We start from the raw sequence: 18,483 nt of genomic DNA, 5'->3' as shown, positions 1-18,483 counted from the left end.
AATGAAATCAATTAAGATAAGAGTTAGCCATTTTATTTGTTTGATTATTTTTTAAATAAAGTGTCAGCATTTTCCCTAACAAAGCACATTGTTCTTGAAAATCAATTGTCTGGTTACACCAGAGTTTTTCTAAAATCAAGCCATTAATCAAGCTCAAAACAAAGGTCGCTATCACTGTATCTTGAATGCCTAAAAAATCACAAACGGCTTGCTGATAACGTTGATTAACTCGTTTAAATACAATATTTTTCTGTACTTCTTCTACATCTTGACTTTGGCAAAAATCTACCCAAACATACGTCCATTTAATACAGTAATCTTCATGCTTAATCAAATATCTACCTAAGGCTGTCATCGCCTCTTCTATCGTTTTGGCTCCATCCATCTCAGCTAATGCTGCACTCACATCTTGTTGACTTATTTCTTCTACTAATTGCTCAAACAACGTTTGTTTACTAGGAAAGTAATGGTACAGCGTACCTGTAGAAACATTCAAACCTTGAGCAATTTGCCGCATGGTGATGGAACCGTAACCTTTTTCAGCAAATAAATCAAAGCATTTACTGAGCAGTTCTTTCCGATATTGGTCATGATCAACAATCTTAGGCATAATTACGGATTATTTATATCGAACGCTCGTTATTTAATAATATACGTTTTTACCTGCTCGTCAAGTGCTAGGTTTCAAGTGCTTTATTTTTGGTTGCAGGATATTATTGTGACTGATTAGAAAGTGATATTAGACAGACCAGAAAAAATTTTGGGTTTGCCAAAAAGCCTTTTCTTGCAGGAAAAATATTAAGTCAATATTAAATTGCTATATATTTCTTAATGTATTCTAGGTCTCCAGTACTGTCAAGTCTACTGAAAATACCAACCGAATAGAAGTAAACTTGACACCGTATAGAAAGTGCGATCGCTATATATAGTGATCTTGTTCAGAGATTGCTAGAAAATTTCGCAATAGACCAAGGGATTGAATTGAATCTCATCAACAAAGTTGTCGGGCTACCCTTCAAAACCAACCCCTGCGTTTCATACATCATGAAACTACAGCAAAATCTGTATACTTTCTGATACTAGGCTCATGGAATGCTAGCACAATGTCTTCTTTAGGAACACCTAAACGAACTAGATCAGTTGCGATCCCATCTTCAGTCCAATCTTCTTCGATCCAAAACTTACCATCACGAATCCGCACATAGACCGTCATACCAGTAACACGCTCGCCATTTTGCCAACCGAGATTCATCCAAATATATTGAGCTTTAGATTCATCCACAATCAAAAATGTTTCAATATCTGGGTTTGAACGGCGGTTACTCAGTTCTATATATTCAGACAAAATGCGCTGAATTAATTTAGGATAATCGGTTAATTTATCCATCGTGTAATCTCCTCTGTCTCTAAATTTACAACAATAATTGGAAGTTGATGTTTATTGAGAATAAGTTGAGTTACATCCTGAATAAAGAAGAAGTTGTATGCAACTGTGCTGATAGCGATATACAACTTACGGTCTGGTGCTGTTTCCTCTAGAAGATAGCGGTAGATATCGTACTGACCAAGTGCCTCTTTCAAATCCTGTATCTTTGATAGCCATCATTAATTAGTGCATTTTTTACCGAGTTGTGGATGATGTCTAACTTGGGCATAGTTTAACTATAAATCAACCTTTCTATCGTTAAAATCATGAGTTAAATTAGCCCAAACTCAGCAACTACGCAGGTACAACAAATTTCTCGGTACCTGCTAACTCAAAAGCAGTGTGAATAACTTGTAAAGCTTGTACACCTTGTTCTTGAGAGACAACACAGCTAATTTTAATTTCGGAGGTGGCAATCATTTGAATGTTGATTTGGTGTTTAGCTAATGCTTCAAACATTTTGGCGGCTACACCTGGTTGACCTACCATCCCCGCACCGACAATACTAACTTTAGCGATCGCACTATCCAAAACCACATCACCCCAACCCAACTCTGGGGCTACTTGACAGAGCAATTTTTGGGCAGTTTCCCCATCCATGCGGGGGACTGTAAAAGCAATATCCCGACGGGGAACACCATCAACAATGCGACAACGTTGAGACTGAATGATCATGTCTACGCTGATATTGTGCTGGGAGAGAATACCAAACAACTGCGCCGCCATCCCTGGACGGTCTGGGACTTGACGAATAGCCAGCCGGGCTTGGTTTAAGTCTAAGGCGACACCGCGAACGGGAGGGGAGTTGTGAGTGGAGAGGGAAGAGGGCGTGGGGAGTTGTGAGTGGAGAGGGGTTTCGATTTCAAAGGCTTTGCGGAGGGCAATGATAGCGCGATCGCCGTCTTGGGCATCAATAACACAACTAACTTTGACTTCGCTGGTGGAAATCATTTGAATGTTTACCCCGGCTTCGGCTAAGGTGGCGAACATTTGGGCAGCTACCCCAGGACGGCCGATCATCCCTGCACCAGCAATACTGACTTTGGCAATGTTTTGTTCTACCATCACCTCAGCCTCGTCTGATTTGGGATGAGATGGACTGCGGAGGGATGGGGCAATCGCGGCGGCTACGGCTTCTGCTCGTTTTAATATAGGTGTGGTGACAGTAAAGGCGATGTCGTTACTGTTACCTTCATGGATTGATTGAATAATTAAATCTACGTCTACTTTTTGACGGGAAATTTCCCCAAATAATTTTGCTGCTACTCCTGGTTTATCGGGTACGCGTAACAGAGCGACTTTAGCTTGGTCTGTATCAAGTTCTACATCATCCACTGGCCGGGCTAGTTCTAAATTGATGAGCGATCGCCCTTGGGGTTTTGGTGTAGTTACCCACGTACCAGGATCATCTGTCCAGCTAGATTTGACTACCAAAGGCATCCCATAGTTACGGGCAATTTCCACCGCACGGGGATGTAACACTTTTGCCCCTAAACTTGCCAACTCCAGCATTTCATTACAGGTGATTTCACCCATTAACTGGGCTTCAGGCACTATGCGGGGGTCTGTAGTTAAAATTCCTGGCACATCTGTATAAATTTCACAGAAATCCGCCTGTAATGCTGCTGCTAAAGCCACGGCTGATGTATCGGAACCACCGCGCCCTAGAGTGGTGATTTCTAGTGAGCCGTTGCTGGATATCCCTTGAAAACCAGCTACTACCACTACCTTACCTTCCTTAATATGGCCTTCTACTCGTTCAGTTTCGATGTGTAAAATTCTGGCGCGGGTGTGTTCAGCTTCTGTCACAATTCCTACTTGAGCGCCAGTCATGGAAATCGCTGGTTGTCCAAGTTCTTGCAATGCCATACTGAGTAGAGCAATGGTGACTTGTTCCCCTGTGGACAGTAACATATCCATTTCCCGACGATTAGGATTGCGAGAAATTTCATTAGCTAGTTTGACGAGTCCATCGGTGGTTTTGCCCATTGCAGAAACCACTACAACCAGTGAATTTCCTGCTTTCACTGTTTTGTAGACACGCTGTGCCACTGCTTGAATACGTTCTACTGAACCGACAGATGAACCACCAAACTTCTGAACTATAAGCGCCATAACTTTTATCTAACCAAGTTGCCTACTTGTTTCAATACTTCCGCCGTGCTAGGAAGGCTTGAAGGCTTGTTAGTAATCTAGTGTACTAAACATCGTGCAGTATACAGGCAACAAGTTACAACATGAGTAAGACAAATGTTTCAGCAATATCATGACCAAAAGATACACATTTTTAACGATTTGTAGGGTGGGCAATGCCCACTGTATCGGGTTTTTGCTGGGAATTGCCCACCCTACGGGAATTATGAGTAAAAACTTGAGGCTTGACTGAAGACCTTCAATTAAAAAATCGGTTGCGACCAAAATGAATTTCCACACTCATAATTTAAATAGTCAATTTCGCCCAGATTGGGAACTTAGGGTGTAAAATTCATGTCTTGCTAAACACTGAGATGCTTATGTGATCAAAATGTCGAAAACATCGCTAAATAAAGGTATACAGATATATTCCATCATCTTTACACTCGGTGTTATCTCGTTACTTCATGCCGGCAGCAACGCGCAGGAAACGCCACCGATATTTGGAGATGTCACCATTAGTCAGAAGTTTTCTCCAGATCCCTTGGTAGTGCGGGGTATGAGTGGCGGCTCAGTTGAGGGGAACCGCATTACTGGCAGAATAGAAACGCCTACTGGCCCCTGTAACGGATTTGTAGATGAAACACCAGACCACACTATCAGGCTCACAAGTAAATTTGATTACTTAAAACTGCAAGTACAATCTCCTCAAGACACCACTATCGTGGTCAAAGGCCCAGGCGGTACTTGGTGTAACGATGACCTAGACGGAAAAAATCCAGGCATAATTGGGGAATGGTTGCCAGGAAATTACCAAGTTTGGGTGGGTTCTTACCAAAAAGGCAAGTATTTTCCCTACACGTTACAAATCACCGAAGTTAAGTAGAGTGGTTAGTGGCAAGAGGCAGGGGAAGCAGGGGAAGAACTGACCGCAAGATTTTCGCCCAGTCCGCATTACCCCTTATCCCCAGAGGGGCCCCCACCTTCCCCAGTACCCAATCCCCAGTCTCTTGCAATCTTGTATTAGAATTAAGTTAAATTTAATTAAGATTCTTATCGGCATCTTAGATTTCACATAACGGCCTTATAGCTTTATGGCGGTGCATGATTAGATATCAGATTAAAGAAAATGGATTTATAAACATCCGTTGTACAACCGTCTAGTAACTCCAGTTGCTAGAAATGAATAATCGTAATTGGCATCTAGAGGCAAATTAAAAATGAAATTCTCTTGGAGAGTCCTAGTACTCTGGACATTGCCAGCTTTGGTAATTGGTTTTTTCTTTTGGCAAGGGACGTTTGCTGGCGCTCCTGCGGACATGAGCAAGAATGCAGCTAACACTCGCATGACTTACGGTCGCTTTTTGGAATATGTAGATGCTGGACGTGTTACCAGCGTTGACTTATACGAAGGCGGCAGAACAGCTATTGTGGAAGCCCAGGATCAAGATATCGAAAACCGTGTCCAACGTTGGCGGGTGGATTTGCCAGTTAGCGCTCCTGAGTTAATCAGCAAACTTAAAGACAAGAAAGTAAGTTTTGATGCTCATCCAGCACGTAATGATGGCGCTATCTGGGGATTGTTGGGCAATCTAGTGTTCCCCATCTTATTGATTACTGGATTGTTCTTTTTGTTCCGTCGCTCTAATAATCTTCCGGGTGGCCCTGGTCAAGCCATGAACTTTGGCAAATCCAAAGCGCGTTTCCAAATGGAAGCCAAAACTGGGGTGAAGTTTGACGATGTAGCTGGTATCGAAGAAGCGAAGGAAGAATTGCAAGAAGTTGTGACATTCCTCAAACAGCCAGAAAGATTTACGGCTGTGGGTGCGCGGATTCCCAAAGGTGTTCTGTTAGTAGGGCCTCCAGGGACTGGTAAAACTTTACTAGCAAAAGCGATCGCTGGGGAAGCTGGTGTACCATTCTTTAGCATTTCCGGTTCGGAATTTGTGGAAATGTTCGTGGGTGTGGGTGCTTCCCGCGTGCGTGACTTATTTAAGAAAGCTAAAGATAACGCTCCCTGTATCATCTTCATCGATGAAATTGACGCAGTTGGGAGACAACGGGGTGCAGGTATTGGCGGCGGTAACGACGAGAGAGAACAAACTCTCAACCAGTTACTCACCGAGATGGATGGTTTTGAAGGCAATACAGGCATCATTATTATTGCTGCTACCAACCGTCCCGACGTATTAGATGCAGCGTTGTTACGTCCTGGTCGTTTTGACAGACAAGTAACCGTTGATGCTCCAGATATTAAAGGACGCTTGGAAGTTCTGCAAGTCCACGCCCGGAATAAGAAATTAGATCCGAGTGTATCATTAGAAGCGATCGCCCGTCGTACTCCCGGATTCACTGGTGCAGATTTAGCAAACTTGCTTAACGAAGCCGCTATTCTTACCGCCAGAAGACGCAAAGAAGGTATTACCCTCAGCGAAATTGATGACGCTGTTGATAGAGTTGTCGCCGGGATGGAAGGCACACCCCTAGTAGATAGCAAGAGCAAGCGCTTAATTGCTTACCATGAAGTCGGACACGCCTTGGTCGGTACTTTATTAAAAGACCATGACCCAGTGCAGAAAGTTACCCTGATTCCTAGAGGACAAGCCCAAGGTTTGACTTGGTTTACTCCTAACGAAGAACAAGGGTTAATTTCTCGTTCCCAACTCAAAGCCAGAATTACTGGCGCTTTGGGTGGTCGTGCGGCGGAAGAAATCATTTTTGGTTCTGCGGAAGTGACCACTGGTGCAGGCGGAGACTTGCAACAGGTGTCAGGAATGGCACGGCAAATGGTGACAAGATTTGGTATGTCTGATTTAGGCCCCTTGTCCTTGGAAAGTCAGCAAGGAGAAGTATTCTTAGGTCGTGACTGGATGACCAGATCCGATTATTCAGAATCAATTGCGGCAAGAATTGACTCTCAAGTCCGATTGATTGTTGATGAATGCTATCAAAACGCTAAGAAGATTATGCGTGAACATCGCACCGTGACAGATCGCATAGTTGATCTGCTGATTGAAAAAGAAACCATCGACGGCGAAGAGTTCCGGCAAATTGTCGCTGAGTACACTGATGTGCCTGATAAGCAGCAGTTTGTACCACAACTGTAAACTTTAAGTTTGATAACTCAATAGCAGGGGATGATTGGTATCATCCCCTTTTTTCTGTAGTCATTCAATATGACTTGTTTACAAACCAGCCATTAGCATTCTTGCTTTTTGTGAAGATAATGGAGTACTAAAAATTTGTATAAAGCAAGTATAAAAATTCAGTAATATCAATACTTTATTAGAACTAAGAGTAATACTAACTTTCACTCCAAGTATTGTTTACCCCACTCTATAGCCTTTGCTTGATACTGCTGATTTACCTCATTAATGTATCTTGCTGCTATTTTTCGCATATTGTTCTTATCGGGTTGAGATTTCACAAATTCTTCAAAAAAACCATTCCCTTTTAAGAATAATTCGATTGCAGGTATTAATTGAGTATCATCTGATGTACAAAGTTCATAGTGTAAATTACCAACTCCTGAGATAGGAAAACTAGTATCTTTGACATGATTTACTATTAACCCTACATTACTAAAGCAAGATTCTTTAAATCCTATAAAGTTTACAGTATCAAGATGACCTTTGAGTAGTAGCATTCCCAACGCAATTTTTTCTAAATCTTCAGAACATGATGCTAGCCATAAGGAGGGAAATCCTTTTCCCTCTTTGATGTCTCTTAAATATCTATTAGCATGGTCTGGAGATGGTATTGCCTGCTGTTGCGTTCCCGCTTTCCACATGGCAAGGCTTTTTACACTCCTGTAATAGCATATTTCACTCACACCTTATAATGACTCCAGGTATTCACGTACAAATGTACTCTCTTCATTTTTAAGTAAATTCTTGGCTTCTGCAAGTAATTCTTCTGCTATTGGCACTTCACCCAAAGCAAAACTTATGGACTCTAATGCTGCATATCTTACTTCTGCTTCTGCGTGTTTTAGTAAAATTCTAATCATTAAAGCCGCATCTTGTGAATAAAACTTACTTTCTAAAAGAGGAGCAAGAAGTCTTACGATGGCTTGTAGACGAAACAAATCTAATTTTATTATGACTTGACTGAGATTTTTCAGGTCTTCTTTTGATAAAGCTGCATGACCTTTAATGACTGCATCTCGAATTTCTTCAACTCTATCTTCAAATTCAGAAATATCTGTACTGGAAAACAGATAGATAAACATACTGTATTTCCATATGATTGACTCTAGTCTATGTAGACTAGCCGTTTTTGCTGTCTCTACTATTTTATAGTGTTCAGCACTGTTACCACTACTAGATATAGAATTTAAAGAATGACCATTCTTGGGAGCAGATAATATACTCATCGAAAAAGCTCCTCCGTTTTTTCTGTGATACTCTTGAAAAATATATCTTCTCTAAAACATTTTAAATTCGCTTCAAAAATGTTTTTTATTTCTTCATCATCAGGAGATAGATTTACTTCTTGAAAAACATCAATATCCAATATTAAAGGATACGCTTTTTTACTTTCATCATTTTCAACCATCTGACCGATTGTTTGATTAATGATTGCTCTTGATGGCTGATATTCTGTATGACTCAAAACCAATTGCATAAAGTAGCCTTCCAGCGCCACCGATAAATCACTGGGTATTTCAGGTAATATTTTTATATAGTGTTTTAATTCTATTCCCCCTTCTTCTGGTATGGGTATAATTATTTGATTTACATAACGTAAAGCAAGACGAACTACTTTTAAAGGGGATGTAACTTCAACATATTTTTGCCATAGTTTGTATGCTTCTCCATAAAAATCTTTCCAGCTTTGATAAGGTTTCAATTTACTAAACGTGAAGCCTTGTAACTTAGCTTGAATAATTCTTTCTTGGTCACTAGAAACGAAAATATATCCTTCAGGCTGATTGGATATTGAAAAAAACTGAGGATTTACTTCTTCCGGCTTTTCTAAATTAAATTCAAAACCTCCTTGAAGTGCCATTCTTTTCTGAATATTGGGAAAAGATTCTTTGATATCTTCTTGAAAATTTAAAAGTTCTTCCTGATGAAAATTGTCAGGAAGATTTACCGTTATATCAAAAATGGCTTCGGTTATAGGTGGATTAGGAAATCTCATTTTTCATTAATTTAGAAACCGTTAAAAACTTATGGCTCAGTTCTGAGTATGTATACATAAGATAGTCTACAAGAACTAAACGTTATTTTCTGTATCAGAATTGGATGTTCCATGAAAATCCTAAAGACCTTCACGTAAACCCATCGCAATCTTACTATGTTTCTCAATCTGACCCATGACTTGTTTCGCCCTTTGAATGACGACGGTTGGTAAACCCGCTAACCTTCCCGCTTCAATACCATAAGATTTATCAGCGCCTCCTGGTTGGACTTGGTGGAGAAAGATGATTTGGTCTGGTAATTCCTTGACTGTCACCTGATAATTAGCCACATTGGGTAACATTCCCGCCAGTTCATTTAATTCGTGGTAATGAGTGGCAAAAATTGTCCGGGAACGAATCTCCATTGCCAGATATTCTGCAACAGCCCAAGCAATAGAAAGACCGTCAAATGTTGCGGTTCCTCTGCCAATTTCATCTAACAAGACTAGGGATCTAGATGTGGCATGATTGAGAATATTTGCTGTCTCATTCATTTCTACCATAAATGTAGATTGACCCGTTGCTAAATCATCCACAGCACCGACACGGGTAAAAATGCGATCGCATACTCCCAACCTAGCAGACTTAGCCGGGACAAAACTCCCTATCTGCGCCATTAATTGAATTAATCCCACTTGACGCAGGTAACAACTTTTACCACTAGCATTAGGCCCAGTGAGAATAATTAAATCGGGGAGTGGGGAAGTTTCTTCAATATTCCCTAACTCTGTAGAATTTGGCACAAAGAAGCCCGCAGGTAAGGACTGTTCCACCACGGGATGGCGACCGTCAACTATTTTTAACTCTCGTCCATTCACCATTTCGGGACGACAATAACCTTGATAAACCGCCAACTCAGCTAAACCACACAACACATCGGCGGCGGCTACGGCGCGGGAAAGATGGCGAATGGCTTCGGCTTGTTCTCCTACTTCTTCCCGTAAGGTGACAAAAACCTCATATTCCAACTTATGTAAATCATCCCGCGCTGTGAGAATCCTGGCTTCCCTTTCCTTCAATTCTGGGGTGATGTAACGTTCCTCATTTTTTAGGGTTTGCTTGCGGATGTAATTGGCGGGTACTTGGTCAGCTTTGGCGCGGGAAATACTAATGTAATAGCCAAAAGTTTCGTTAAATCCTACCTTAAGCAAGGGGATTCCTGTTCTCGCCCTTTCATCCACTTCTAAATTAGCAATCCATTGGTGGTCTGCTTCGACAGTCGCCTTTCTCTCATCCAATAAAGGATTCACGCCAGGACGAATCAAGCCGCCTTCTTTGAGATGCAAGCGACTGTCTTGAAAGTCAAGCGATCGTTAACAAAAACCGGGACTCTGAACATTGACGCAACTGGGGAACGCTGCGCTAGATTCTGCGGTGGCTGGTACGGGCAAAAAGACTTGTGGCTCTTGGCTAAGATGGTAGCAGCCCGCACCAGCCACTCCGCTTCGCCGCAGAATCTTCCCCAGTTGCTGGATTTCCCGTGAAGATAAAAAAGAGCATCAAAAATTGACCCAAATGCGGCAATAGGATCATCAGGGAGAGTATTTCCAAGTATAAAAACGGTCAATTGTGATTAAGCGTTGGGAATGGGTTGTAAGTTGTCAGTAACACGCCAAGGTAAATTATCCCGAACCATTGCATTTAAAATGACTAACATTTTATGAACGCAAGCAGTGAGAGCTAATTTTTTCGATTTACCACGTTCGACAAGACGCTCATAAAAGGCCTTGATAACCGGATTATGACGCATAGCAACAACAGCACCCATATAAAGAGTGGCACGAACATGAGCGCGACCGCCATTAATCATGCGCTTACCTTTGTGTTGACCACTATCATGATTGATAGGTGCAACACCAACTAAGCGAGAAATTTGTTTGGCAGTGAGTTGACCGAGTTCTGGCAAATCAGAAACCAGAGTTGTCGAAATAACTTGGCCAATACCAGGAGTAGTTTTGAGTAAATTAACTTTTTCAATCCATTGTTGATTGTTTTGAGTTAATTGCTCAATTTCTTGATTGAGTTGTTTGAGACGTTCGTCAAGATATTCAATGTGTGCTTCAATATCTGCCAATGCTTTACCACGGGCGCGTGAGCGTCGATTTTTTTCAGCAGTTTGCATCTCAACTAATTGTCTTCGACGACTAATTAATTCTCCTAATTGACGAGATGCTTGTGACTCAATGTTTAACACTTGAGGTTTCATTGCTTCCCCAAAGTGTGCCAATATTTGTGCATCGATAGCATCTGTTTTGGCGAGTTTACCAGTGGCTTTGGCAAAATTTCGTCCTTGACGTGGATTGATTAATGCTACTGGTAGCATTGCTGCCTGTAGTTGAATGACCAGTTCTGTTTCTAATCCTCCGGTTGCTTCTAGTACGATGAGGTTCAAATCATAAAATTTTAATTGTTCAACTAAATTAAATATTTCTAGTTCTGTATTAGCAAACTTCAATGCTTTACCGATGGGACGGATATAAACATCGAGGGTCGCTTTGCTCACGTCAATGCCTACCCACACAGAGATGTTTTCCATTTTTGAATCTCAACTATTTTGTCAAGAAGTTTTTAATTCATCCCCTTGATTTCACTCATCCTTGCCCGATGCGGACTGTATACTTTAAATGTCAGTAGTTTAAAGCTTTGACCCCGGCGACTGTTCGAGTTCTGTCAAAGAGATTGTTGTGGTGACCCATGCTACAAAGCGGTCTTTAATGACCTAGGGTGCGACGGTCTACCACTTCTTTTAATATACAAGGGTGCGTCAGTATGAATAATTTCTGAGTATGGTTAGGTTCTATGGCACTGACGCACCCTACTACCAAACCATTAATTTCGGATAAATTTTTTGGTTTTCCCTAATGACTAATGACCACTGACATATTTTTCCCCAAACTTAGTTCAGAGGTGATACTCTGCGCTAGGGTAGGAATTGACGCGCGATTTGTGATTTCCTGTGCTTCCTTGTAAACGACCAACTTTAGTCTTGAGCTTGGCTGTTTTCTTGACTTCATTAACAGCCTGTGCAAACACTCCAACTGCCAAAAACCTAGAACAGTCTTTGGCAGCAGATCCGAGATTGCAAACAAATCAAGTGATCTTTGGGGAAACTAAGGAGGGTGAACCCCAGCCAGGGCAAAATCAGCCCTCAGTCCAATTACCTGCGGATTTCCCCCAAGATATACCTGTATATCAAAATGCTCAATTACAGGAAATTATCCCCGCCAGTGGTTCAGATAAGCGAGTCTCCACTACTTGGCTGAGTCCAGACCCCAGCAATTTTATTAGTAGCTTTTATCGTAACCAGTTCCAGACCAACAATTGGCAGATTTTACAACAGCCAACTGATGATGTAGAGGGTACTTTTGCGGCACGTCGGAACGATTTGCTGGTAAATGTATCGATTCAACCCAAATCGGTAACGAACGCCGCAGCCAATCAACCCCAAACAGCAACATCAATCAAGATTGAGTACGTCCCCAATAGCACCGCCACAGCAGCATCCAATATTCCCACGGCAGGTAATACCCAGTTTATCGGCCCAGTACCACCGACGAATTGGGCGAAAGATAATTCCACTACTCCAACAGTCGCATCAGAATTTAACGATATAAATAAAGTACCTCAACAACTGCGCCAATATATTCAAGATTTAGCTGCGTTGGGCGTTTTTAGTTCTGCATCTTCAACGAATAAGAATAATAATAATCCCGCCAACCAATTTGAACCCGGTAAAATCATTACCCGGCGAGAATATGCTCGTTGGTTAGTCAATGCCAATAACGCTATGTATGCCAATAATTCAGCGAAGCAGATTCGCTTGGCTGGGGAAAGTACACAAGCAGCATTTACTGATGTGTCGTCTCAAGATGCTGACTTTCCAGCCATTCAAGGATTAGCCGAAGCCGGTTTAATTCCCAGCCCTTTATCTGGTGATGCGACAGCCGTTTTGTTCCGTCCTGATGCACCCCTGACACGGGAACAGTTGATTCTATGGAAAGTTCCCCTAGACACCCGTCAAGCTTTACCCAACGCCAATTTAGAAGCGGTGAAGGAAACTTGGGGTTTCCAAGATGCAGGGAAAATTGACCCTAAGGCTTTAAGGGCAGTTTTAGCTGATTTTCAAAATAGTGAACAGGCGAATATTCGCCGCATATTTGGTTACACAACTCTGTTTCAACCCAAAAAACCAGTAACTCGCGCTGAGGCAGCTGGTGCTTTGTGGTATTTCGGCAGTCAGGGTGAAGGTATATCGGCTGTTGATGCACTCAAGTTAAAACAAACAACTACGCAGTAAGCTATGACGCTTTTAAATTACATAGTTACTTGTATGGTTTGTTGACAGTTGACGGTTAACTGCCAACCGCCAACACGAAAAGATTTACAAGTTCAAGCAAGGGCAGCTTAGGAAACGCGATGGTCTGCGACCGACCGTCGGTCATTGCTTACATTGCAAATTAATCTTATTACGGAAATTCACTTAAAATCTTGATATTTTTAGCTAATTTTTCTTGATATCTTATGGTTAGCTATGTAAAGTTACTTAGCTAAGATTAGCAATGCTGTACAGGGTGTGGAAAAAATTAATCACTTAGTTAACAGCATTGTTGGTTGTAACTTTATGAAACAAGCTCAACTATAAAATTTCATTATTTCACTAAAAATGAAAACTAAATTCATCGCGGCAAGTTTTATTACACTCTCCTTGATGTCGCCGCTAAAAGCTTCGGCTGCAAATTTTACTGGGCTTTACGTATTTGGCGATAGCATATCTGATACAGGTAATACATTTCAACTTTCTGGTGGGTTAGTTGATCCATCAAGTGCTATTCCTCCCAGTCCACCGTATGAGCCGGGGCGTTTTTCTAATGGTTCAATATGGGTAGATTATGTAGGAGACACGTTAGGTTTAACAACCACGCCTATCACTAATCTAGTTCCTGATTTAAACTTTAGTCGTCCTCTGAATACACCCTTTCCCACACAAGGTATTAACTTTGCTATCGGTGGTGCTAATTCCGGTGAAGGTAACTCTTTTGGTTTCCCTTTACCTGGAGTTTTACAGCAAGTATCTGCTTTTCAAGCGTTACTACAGGTTAATCAACAAAGCCTTGATCCTAATGCACTCTATGCTGTGTCTGGTGGTGCAAATGACTATCTCTTTCCCCCTCGGTCTAATGATCCCAATAGACCCCAACCCTACACGAATATTTCCCAGGCTGTAAGTAACCTAGCGGCAATAGGTGCAAAAAATATTTTAGTGTTCAACTTGCCCGATTTGGGCAGGATTCCAGCATCGGGAACAAATGGTCGCAATCCCGCAGCACTGACTCAAGCGACTCTAGATTTCAACTCAAACTTAGCCAAAAATCTAGACGAAATTCGGAACACCCAACAAGTAAATATCATTGAAATTGATATTTATTCTTTAGTTAATCGTGTGCTTGCGACTCCAAGTGAATTTGGTTTTGAAAATGTAACTGATGCTTGTCTATCTCAGTTTCCTAACTGTATTAACGACCCCAGTAAATATTTTTTCTGGGATGATGTTCACCCAACAACTGATGGTCATAAATTAGTAGCAGAATCAGTCTTAGCGGCAACAACTCCTGAGTCTTCAACCACAATTGGTGTACTATTTCTAGGTGTATTGGGTGCAATGAGCAACATCAAACGCTTACAGAGAAAATCAATTAAATTTTCTGTTCAGAAAAAAGGTTAATACTAGATAATTAGCTGTCTCTTGCTCATTCATTTATTTGAATGAGCGCTATTTTTTAAGTATATAAACACCATAAAATACCCATGCAGTTCTAGTTGAAATAGCTTGTCCAGACAATATATTGAATATAATGGGATATAGCTGATATAGAGATTAAATAAAAGCATTGATGTGGAATTACAACGAATTATTTGAAAATATCGAAGAATTAGTGATGCACCATTCCCCTAGTGGTGCAGAAACCGAAATTAATCAACTTTTGTTACAAAAATTTGCAGCGCTGGGTGTGGAAGTTTGGAGCGATCGCGCCGATAATATCATAGCCAAGATTCCGGGGAAGAACTCTGATATAGCAGTAGCGATTACAGCCCACAAAGACGAAATAGGGGCGATCGTCAAAAATATCGGTGATGCAGGAAAAGTGGAAGTCCGCAAGCTTGGCGGTGCTTACCCTTGGGTTTATGGTGAGGGTGTCGTTGATTTATTAGGAGACAACGAAACCATTAGCGGTATTCTCAGTTTTGGTTCCCGCCACGTTTCCCACGAATCACCGCAGAAAGTCCAACAAGAAGACACAGCCGTTAAATGGGAAAACGCCTGGATTGAAACCAAACGCACTACCGAGGAATTAGAGGCTGCTGGGATTCGTCCAGGGACAAGAATGGTAATTGGCAAACATCGCAAACGTCCCGTGAGACTACAGGATCACATTGCTAGTTATACATTAGATAACAAAGCATCAGTAGCGATTTTGTTGGCTTTAGTTCAACAATTAAAACAGCCAGCAATTGATGTTTATTTAGTAGCATCGGCTAAAGAAGAAGTAGGCGCAATTGGGGCATTATTTTTCACCCAAAATCAGCAATTAGATGCCTTAATCGCTTTAGAAATTTGTCCCCTATCTGAAGAATATCCTGTTAAAGATAGTGAAAATCCCGTACTTTTAGTTCAGGATGCCTATGGGATATATGATGAGGGATTAAATGGAGAACTGCGGCAATGTGCGAAGCAATTGAATATGTCTGTGCAGCTAACTACCTTAAGTGGCTTTGGTAGTGATGCTTCAATTGCGATGAAATTTGGTCATGTGGGACGTGCTGCGTGTTTGGCATTTCCTACCCAAAACACCCACGGTTATGAAATTGCTCATTTGGGTGCAATCTCCAACTGTATCAATTTATTGAAAGCTTTTTGCGAAACTGAGTTTTAGGGAAAATAATATTATTATTTACAATAAATCATAGAAAGAATGTATTCAATATTTAACTTGATTACTGTAGAAGTATAACAAAGTATAATCAGGTTCTAACTGTTGTCAATTAGTCTATAAAAAATAGGGTTCAAATCTTAAGTGATAGACGATAGTGCTTTGTCCTGATAGAATCTTAAGTTACCTCTTTGTTACAAGAAAAATATAAAATGACTTCATTTGAGCTTGAGAGTCCAATAGAAATAAAGACTGACCCGACTGATCTTGATCAAGAGAGTGATTCCTTTGTACAAGAAATTTCTCGATTCAATAAAGCACTTGAGCAACGTTTTAGAGATAAGATGCGATTGCATGAAAGTTTAAGTCGAAAAATAGTTAGTTTTCAAGCTAATAAGTCAAAACCTCAGTATCGCTGGTTTAAATATAAAGAAGCTTTTTCAGTTGATTTGGTAAATCAGTTAATATTCGAGTACGAGAAAAAATCATTTGAGAGGATTCTTGACCCCTTCGCAGGAGCAGGAACAATGCTATTTGCCTGTAGTGATGCCGGTATTCAAGCAGATGGTATAGAAGTGTTACCTATTGGTCAAGAGATTATTGAAGTAAGGAAAATAATCCAGCGACAATTCCGTCGAGAAGATTTTTTGAGATTGATTGAATGGTACAAACAAAAACCTTGGAATCAGCATAATAATAGAAAATATCTTAATCGTTTAAGAATTACTGACGGAGCTTATCCTCCTGAAACAGAAGCATCAATAGAGAGATTTTTATTTTCTATAGAAAAAGAGAATATTCTTGTGAAACAAGTTCTCCGTTTTGCTCTATTGTGTATTCTTGAATCTATCAGCTATACCCGTAAAGATGGACAGTATCTACGTTGGGATAAAAGAGCATTTAGGAAAAGTGGATCAGATAAATTTGATAAAGGTAAAATTCTGGATTTCGATGAAGCAATTACTGAGCAAATAAAATTAATTTTGAATGATTCCTTTGACTTAATAAGTAATACATTATTTTGTTATGGGACTCAAAGAAGTGGAATTAATTTATTTAATGCTTCATGTCTTAAAATTCTGCCTGAATTTGAGCAAGATTTTTACGACTGTATCATTACCTCTCCACCCTATTGTAATCGTTATGACTATACACGTACATACGCTCTAGAATTAGCTCTATTAGGTGTGGGAGAAAGAGATATAGTACAACTTAGGCAAGATATGCTGAGTTGTACTGTTGAAAACAAAGAAAAGTCTCTTATTCACAATTGGCAGGAAGCATTACGCATACTTGATAAACAAGAATTGTTACAAAGTATCTTGCGCTTTCTTGAGCGAGAGCTTGAAAGAAAAAAACTTAATAATAACGGTATTCCTCGTATGATAAAAGGATATTTCTATGAAATGGCTTGCGTTATTATAGAATGCTTTAGAGTTTTAAAAAATGGCTCACCTTTATTTATGGTAAATGATAATGTTCGCTATGCAGGTATTGATATTTCGGTTGATTTAATTCTTTCTAATATTGCAGAAGAAATTGGTTTTAATGTGGAGAAAATTCTTGTCTTACCTACTGGCAAAGGTAACAGTAGCCAACAAATGGGGACACATGGAAGAAAGACACTTCGCAAATGTGTGTATGTTTGGAGAAAACCCTAGTGCCATATCAATATCATATTCAAAGCAATGATGATCTTGTGACTCCATATCAAGAAGTCCGAGCAGGATTTGTTGCTTTAGCTTTAGAAAGAAATCGAAAAGCAACACCATTTGTTGAGCAGGCAAGAGCATTAAAGATCCGAGTAAGCCAAATTGAAAGGCCTCAAGACCTTTTACAAATGAGGGATATTAGACCTACTCTACTAGCTGCCTCTGGGGTATCAGATAAAGCTGCTGGACACCTTCAAGAACAAGATAAAGTCGATGCAATAGAAGGTTTAATTCAAAACTTCCTAGAGCCTGCTGGAGAAAACTTTGTAGAAGAACTAGTTTACCGTTTCCTGCTTACGCGTGGAGATACACTTGGTGGATCAATGCGAAATGTTGGTGGTATCCTTGCTGAACGTAAATTTGCAAGATATATTATTTCTGCACTAACTTTATCGAATACCTCTTATAAATGGCTAGATAAAAACAGCAAAACTTGGCTTAATCAACCTGATGATGATACAGACATTGAATTACGTCTTAGGGGATTAAGTTGGAACTTGGAGGGTAGGAATAGGACTTTCATTTATAATGTAAATGTTCCGATTGTGCGAAAAAACATTGATATTTGTTTGTTTGATTGCAGACAAAATGAAATTGAAAAGAATATAATTTCAAACCCAAATATCTACATAGCTCTAGGTGAATTAAAGGGCGGTATTGACCCAGCAGGAGCAGACGAACATTGGAAAACAGCGAACAGTGCTTTAGCCAGAATCAGAACAGCATTTGATCGGCACAGTCTTAAGCCATATACTTTTTTTGTGGGATCTGCTATAGAAAAAAGCATGGCAGAAGAAATTTGGCATCAACTAAATTCTGGCATTCTTACTAATGCAGCAAACCTCACTCAGCCTGACCAAGTTGCCTCTTTGTGCGCTTGGTTTATTCAACTTTGATGTACAGTGACTAATTATTTGTCACTGTACACAAGATGTACAGTGACTAATTATTTGTCACTGTACACAAGATGTACAGTGACTAATTGTTTGTCGTCGTGACAAATTAATGTCGTCGAATGAATCCTTGCAATACAAAGGTTTTAGCTATTTAAGAGTTATTACATTATTTCTCATACGTGACTAAATAAATGTCGTTTTC

The 18,483-nt window shown here is 40.4% G+C and carries 16 protein-coding genes and 1 pseudogene; 8 read left to right on the top strand and 9 right to left on the bottom strand.

Annotated elements, in window-relative coordinates; genetic code table 11:
• Positions 1 to 7: 7 nt before the first annotated feature.
• The 4 genes from ACN222_RS18245 to ACN222_RS18230 form a co-directional block, all read right to left on the bottom strand.
• Positions 8 to 610, bottom strand: coding sequence for a TetR/AcrR family transcriptional regulator (locus ACN222_RS18245; protein ID WP_010997790.1), 603 nt, complete (start codon positions 608 to 610; stop codon positions 8 to 10).
• 432 nt (positions 611 to 1,042) lie between these two features.
• Complete coding sequence (locus ACN222_RS18240; RefSeq protein ID WP_010997789.1) at positions 1,043 to 1,387, bottom strand: XisI protein; 345 nt, start codon at positions 1,385 to 1,387, stop codon at positions 1,043 to 1,045.
• Positions 1,375 to 1,581 carry an element excision factor XisH family protein gene (locus ACN222_RS18235; protein ID WP_231865477.1) on the bottom strand — a complete coding sequence of 69 codons (207 nt, stop codon included), beginning with the start codon at positions 1,579 to 1,581 and terminating at the stop codon, positions 1,375 to 1,377. The genes ACN222_RS18240 and ACN222_RS18235 overlap by 13 nt, the downstream gene beginning before the upstream one ends.
• 139 nt (positions 1,582 to 1,720) lie before the next feature.
• The gene (locus ACN222_RS18230; RefSeq protein ID WP_010997788.1) at positions 1,721 to 3,541 is read right to left on the bottom strand and encodes an aspartate kinase; all 1,821 of its coding nucleotides are present in this window, start codon (positions 3,539 to 3,541) and stop codon (positions 1,721 to 1,723) included.
• Between the two features lie 409 nt (positions 3,542 to 3,950).
• On the opposite strand from ACN222_RS18230, the gene ACN222_RS18225 reads away from it, so the two are divergent.
• Both ACN222_RS18225 and ftsH2 read left to right on the top strand, forming a co-directional pair.
• Positions 3,951 to 4,445 carry a hypothetical protein gene (locus tag ACN222_RS18225; RefSeq protein ID WP_190449808.1) on the top strand — a complete coding sequence of 165 codons (495 nt, stop codon included), beginning with the start codon at positions 3,951 to 3,953 and terminating at the stop codon, positions 4,443 to 4,445.
• A gap of 334 nt (positions 4,446 to 4,779) precedes the next feature.
• On the top strand, positions 4,780 to 6,666 hold the full coding sequence (gene ftsH2, locus ACN222_RS18220) for an ATP-dependent zinc metalloprotease FtsH2 (RefSeq protein ID WP_010997786.1): 1,887 nt from the start codon (positions 4,780 to 4,782) through the stop codon (positions 6,664 to 6,666).
• 203 nt (positions 6,667 to 6,869) lie between these two features.
• Here the strand turns inward: ftsH2 and ACN222_RS18215 are convergent, their stop codons facing one another.
• From ACN222_RS18215 to mutS, 4 genes and pseudogenes are all read right to left on the bottom strand, one after another.
• Positions 6,870 to 7,349 (bottom strand): hypothetical protein, encoded by a 480-nt coding sequence (locus tag ACN222_RS18215; protein WP_199315928.1) that lies wholly within the window; start codon positions 7,347 to 7,349, stop codon positions 6,870 to 6,872.
• Between the two features lie 45 nt (positions 7,350 to 7,394).
• A complete protein-coding gene (locus ACN222_RS18210; RefSeq protein ID WP_010997784.1) occupies positions 7,395 to 7,934 on the bottom strand; it encodes a hypothetical protein in 540 nt (179 codons plus the stop codon).
• Positions 7,931 to 8,704 (bottom strand): TIGR04255 family protein, encoded by a 774-nt coding sequence (locus tag ACN222_RS18205; RefSeq protein ID WP_010997783.1) that lies wholly within the window; start codon positions 8,702 to 8,704, stop codon positions 7,931 to 7,933. The genes ACN222_RS18210 and ACN222_RS18205 overlap by 4 nt, the downstream gene beginning before the upstream one ends.
• 120 nt (positions 8,705 to 8,824) lie before the next feature.
• Positions 8,825 to 10,030 (bottom strand): annotated as a pseudogene (gene mutS / locus ACN222_RS18200) (DNA mismatch repair protein MutS); the annotation flags it as partial.
• Here mutS and ACN222_RS18195 point away from each other — a divergent pair.
• Positions 10,025 to 10,228, top strand: coding sequence for a hypothetical protein (locus ACN222_RS18195; RefSeq protein WP_010997781.1), 204 nt, complete (start codon positions 10,025 to 10,027; stop codon positions 10,226 to 10,228). The pseudogene mutS and the gene ACN222_RS18195 sit on opposite strands and share 6 nt — an antisense overlap.
• A gap of 89 nt (positions 10,229 to 10,317) precedes the next feature.
• Here the strand turns inward: ACN222_RS18195 and ACN222_RS18190 are convergent, their stop codons facing one another.
• Positions 10,318 to 11,280: an IS110 family transposase gene (locus ACN222_RS18190; RefSeq protein ID WP_010994426.1), complete on the bottom strand. Its 963-nt coding sequence runs from the start codon at positions 11,278 to 11,280 to the stop codon at positions 10,318 to 10,320.
• Between the two features lie 420 nt (positions 11,281 to 11,700).
• On the opposite strand from ACN222_RS18190, the gene ACN222_RS18185 reads away from it, so the two are divergent.
• The 5 genes from ACN222_RS18185 to ACN222_RS18165 all read left to right on the top strand — a co-directional run bounded on the left by ACN222_RS18185 (position 11,701) and on the right by ACN222_RS18165 (position 18,281).
• Entirely contained in the window at positions 11,701 to 13,041 is a 1,341-nt protein-coding gene (locus ACN222_RS18185; RefSeq protein ID WP_044521851.1) for an S-layer homology domain-containing protein, read from the top strand.
• 366 nt (positions 13,042 to 13,407) lie between these two features.
• Positions 13,408 to 14,466, top strand: coding sequence for an SGNH/GDSL hydrolase family protein (locus tag ACN222_RS18180; RefSeq protein ID WP_010997779.1), 1,059 nt, complete (start codon positions 13,408 to 13,410; stop codon positions 14,464 to 14,466).
• A gap of 169 nt (positions 14,467 to 14,635) precedes the next feature.
• A complete protein-coding gene (locus ACN222_RS18175; protein WP_010997778.1) occupies positions 14,636 to 15,676 on the top strand; it encodes a M42 family metallopeptidase in 1,041 nt (346 codons plus the stop codon).
• 188 nt (positions 15,677 to 15,864) lie between these two features.
• The gene (locus tag ACN222_RS18170; protein ID WP_231865476.1) at positions 15,865 to 17,334 is read left to right on the top strand and encodes a site-specific DNA-methyltransferase; all 1,470 of its coding nucleotides are present in this window, start codon (positions 15,865 to 15,867) and stop codon (positions 17,332 to 17,334) included.
• Positions 17,334 to 18,281: a type II restriction endonuclease gene (locus ACN222_RS18165; protein ID WP_010997776.1), complete on the top strand. Its 948-nt coding sequence runs from the start codon at positions 17,334 to 17,336 to the stop codon at positions 18,279 to 18,281. Before ACN222_RS18170 ends, ACN222_RS18165 begins: the two co-directional genes overlap by 1 nt.
• Positions 18,282 to 18,483 lie beyond the last annotated feature (202 nt).

Source organism: Anabaena sp. FACHB-595, from assembly GCF_048568275.1.
Taxonomy (GTDB): Bacteria; Cyanobacteriota; Cyanobacteriia; order Cyanobacteriales; family Nostocaceae; genus Trichormus.
Note: the sequence above shows the minus strand (reverse complement) of the source record. Positions and strands in the feature narration are given on the sequence as shown.

Bases quoted from the DNA above. Each gene is read 5' to 3' on its own strand.
- ACN222_RS18245 (WP_010997790.1), bottom strand. From the start codon at position 610: ATGCCTAAGATTGTTGATCATGACCAATATCGGAAAGAACTGCTCAGT.
- ACN222_RS18240 (WP_010997789.1), bottom strand. From the start codon at position 1,387: ATGGATAAATTAACCGATTATCCTAAATTAATTCAGCGCATTTTGTCT.
- ACN222_RS18230 (WP_010997788.1), bottom strand. From the start codon at position 3,541: ATGGCGCTTATAGTTCAGAAGTTTGGTGGTTCATCTGTCGGTTCAGTA.
- ACN222_RS18225 (WP_190449808.1), top strand. From the start codon at position 3,951: ATGTCGAAAACATCGCTAAATAAAGGTATACAGATATATTCCATCATC.
- ftsH2 (WP_010997786.1), top strand. From the start codon at position 4,780: ATGAAATTCTCTTGGAGAGTCCTAGTACTCTGGACATTGCCAGCTTTG.
- ACN222_RS18215 (WP_199315928.1), bottom strand. From the start codon at position 7,349: ATGTGGAAAGCGGGAACGCAACAGCAGGCAATACCATCTCCAGACCAT.
- ACN222_RS18210 (WP_010997784.1), bottom strand. From the start codon at position 7,934: ATGAGTATATTATCTGCTCCCAAGAATGGTCATTCTTTAAATTCTATA.
- ACN222_RS18205 (WP_010997783.1), bottom strand. From the start codon at position 8,704: ATGAGATTTCCTAATCCACCTATAACCGAAGCCATTTTTGATATAACG.
- ACN222_RS18195 (WP_010997781.1), top strand. From the start codon at position 10,025: ATGCAAGCGACTGTCTTGAAAGTCAAGCGATCGTTAACAAAAACCGGG.
- ACN222_RS18190 (WP_010994426.1), bottom strand. From the start codon at position 11,280: ATGGAAAACATCTCTGTGTGGGTAGGCATTGACGTGAGCAAAGCGACC.
- ACN222_RS18180 (WP_010997779.1), top strand. From the start codon at position 13,408: ATGAAAACTAAATTCATCGCGGCAAGTTTTATTACACTCTCCTTGATG.
- ACN222_RS18175 (WP_010997778.1), top strand. From the start codon at position 14,636: ATGTGGAATTACAACGAATTATTTGAAAATATCGAAGAATTAGTGATG.